This window comes from Arsukibacterium sp. (assembly GCF_041616895.1).
Classification (GTDB): domain Bacteria; phylum Pseudomonadota; class Gammaproteobacteria; order Enterobacterales; family Alteromonadaceae; genus Alishewanella.
In genome coordinates, this window is the sequence record NZ_JBFJPY010000182.1 from 1 (window position 1) to 2,762 (window position 2,762).

At 47.6% G+C, this 2,762-nt stretch carries 3 protein-coding genes; all 3 read right to left on the bottom strand.

The features are described from left to right. Positions 1-159: 159 nt before the first annotated feature. Positions 160-1,146 (bottom strand): hypothetical protein, encoded by a 987-nt coding sequence (locus ABY802_RS16480; protein WP_372628207.1) that lies wholly within the window; start codon positions 1,144-1,146, stop codon positions 160-162. Continuing rightward, complete coding sequence (locus ABY802_RS16485; RefSeq protein WP_372628208.1) at positions 1,143-2,459, bottom strand: nucleotide sugar dehydrogenase; 1,317 nt, start codon at positions 2,457-2,459, stop codon at positions 1,143-1,145. Before ABY802_RS16485 ends, ABY802_RS16480 begins: the two co-directional genes overlap by 4 nt. Beyond that, a partial coding sequence (locus ABY802_RS16490; RefSeq protein ID WP_372628209.1) for a glycosyltransferase occupies positions 2,456-2,762 on the bottom strand: 307 nt, incomplete at its 5' end. The genes ABY802_RS16485 and ABY802_RS16490, both read right to left, overlap by 4 nt.

Consider the following 2,762-nt stretch of genomic DNA (forward strand, 5'->3'; position numbering starts at 1 on the left):
CCGGCTAAATAATGCTTAGTGCTGGTAAGCTGGCGGGTAGTGATATTTAACCGCTGTTGCTGCTGTAAAATCGCCAGACTACGAAAAGCATAGCCACTGTGCAACGGCACCGAATGGTCAAATACATGCAAAACCTGTAACTGTCCTTGTTGCTGCATATTAGGTCCTTGCCCGTTTTCGGAAAATAAGGCTGATCAACATAACCAAAAGCAGTAGTGCCAGCAGTAATTCATACCAGAATAACACCCAAAGCATCAATTTAAGTCTTTGCATATTGTTAATCATATGCAGGTTTTCAGGCTCGGCTATCGCCATTAACTGCGGGAACTGGCCGCTGATAATGGCGGTCATTTGCTCCAGATGCGGCGAGACTTTTGCTGCTAATTTAATCAGTGCGTGCTCGTCGTAACTAATATTGGCGTTGTTCCACCATAAGTAAAACTGATGCCGGCCGTTAAAGTAATAATCCAGGGCCTGGGCATCGTCTTTAAAGCCAAAAGTCTGGTCGGACAATCTCTTCAGGGTGATCTGGCTACGATCCGCAATCAGCTGCTGCTTAAACTCCAGCACCGACATCGGCTGCTGCTGTTGGTTTAGCGGATAAAAGCCGTTGAACACGTCCAGCATAATCCAGCGCTTAGCGTGCTGATCCCATATTTCATTAATGGCATGGCCATGGCCGCCAAAACCATCAAACGCCAACGCCCATTCCCGTGTCGGGATATCCAGCGCATGACCAAACACATTGATAATTTCAGTGTAATCGGCGCAATAACCACGTTGTTGCTGAATTTGCATAAGGGTAGTGCTGACATCAGCCTGAATGGCACCACCGCGCCGGCGCTGATCCAGGTTTAATACTGCTGCCTGCTGTAACATCGTGGTGAGCGCATCATTATTGTGCTGTGGCGCAATAATGACGTCGGCAATAGCGTCTGGTAACGGGGCGTTTTCCTGGCGAAAAGAGGCAGGAAAGCGATCGCCAGGCCATTGGCTTTGCTCCACGCTGATCACATTAAACACCATGGCATTTCTAAGGCGCACTAACTCCGTACCGCTGTGGAAATTTACCACTAACAGCCCAACCGGCAATATCATCATTACCAGGACAATAAGGCTGCTGCGCCAGCTGACGAGTTTACTCACCAGCATAACCCAATGTAACGGCCGCGAATGTCAGAAACCTGCTTCAGGTGCACTAGATCGATCAGGGTATGTTCTGCTGTCAGGCCCGCAAGTACCTGCTCAACAATATGTTTATCATTTAGGCCCAGCACAATAACCTTATTATTGGCGAGCAGTTGCTCGATATCGTTGGTCATTAACTGGCCAATATGCGGTATTGATTCTTCAATATAACGCTTGTTAGCACCAAGCAGTCGCGACAAATTGACTTCCGGATCGAAGATGCTCAGCAGCATGCCTTTACCTATTAGAAATTCTGCCAGGTCAACCAGTGGACTTTCCCGCAAATCATCAGTGCCTGATTTAAAGCTCAGGCCTATCATGCCTATATCACGGGAGCCCAATGCCAGAATTTTTTTGCAGGCTTGCTGCAAATGGATTTGGTTAGACGAGAGCACATGAGAGAGCATTGGTATTTCAATGTCAGCTTGTTTGGCGACATATTGCATTGCCCGTAAATCTTTTGGTAAGCAAGAGCCACCGAAGGCAAAGCCCGGTTTAAGATAGGCAGGAGAGATATTAAGCTGTTTATCAGCACAGACTAAGTCCATCACTTTAAACGGATCTACGGTAAGGCCTTCACAAAGCCGGGCCACCTCATTGGCAAAGGTAATTTTTAAGGCGTGAAAAATATTACAGAAATATTTTACAGTCTCAGCCGTTTTCACATCGGTACGGTGATACTGACCGGGCAAATGACCAAATAAGCGCTGCATTTGCTGATGGGCCGCTTCGTTGTTTGCTCCGACAATAGTAAAAGGCGGGTTGTCATAATCTTTTATCGAGCTGCCTTCACGTAAAAACTCGGGTTGAAAACAGATATCAAAATCGACACCGTCTTGCTTGCCGGAATGCTGCTCCAGCAGACTTTTTAAGCTGCCTTCAACTGTGCCAGGCAATAGAGTAGAACGAAAAACAACGGTATGACGTTCCGTTTTACCCGCCAGCGCTTTACCCAGCTGCTCTGCCAGGCGCAGCACCGCAGTTTGATCCTGGCTGCCGTTATCCTGCGATGGCGTGCCCACACAAATAAATGATACTTCACTGTTATTGATGGCATGTTGCACGTCCTGTGACACGCTGACCCGACCACTTTTTGCCATGGCGGCCATAAGTTCTGGCATGCCCTCTTCAATAACCGGCGACTGGCCGCTTTTAATTAACTCCAGTTTTACCGGGTCGATGTCGACACCAATAACTTTATTACCATCACGTGCCAGACAAGCCAGAGAGACTGCACCGACATAACCTAATCCAAAAATACTGATGTTCATATTTGCACTTCCCTCTGTGTCAGCTGCTTTTCCTGATGCAAGTTTATACATTGTTGCACGATACTGTCTAATTGTTGCATTGATAAATGCCATTGATGATGCGTTAGCATTCGTTGCCTGCCAGCTTCAGCAAGTTGCAGCCGGTAAGATGGATTACGCATTAATTTCACCAGTGCTTTGGCATATTCGGCCGGGGTGTCGGCTACTAAAAAATGTTGGTTAACCACCGCATCAATGCCACCTGCGGCCTCGCTGCTGCTGACGACCGGCACACCCATAGCCATCGCCTCCAGAATTTTATTC

Coding starts and splice junctions, on each gene's coding strand:
- ABY802_RS16485 (WP_372628208.1), bottom strand. CDS start 2,459: ATGAACATCAGTATTTTTGGATTAGGTTATGTCGGTGCAGTCTCTCTG.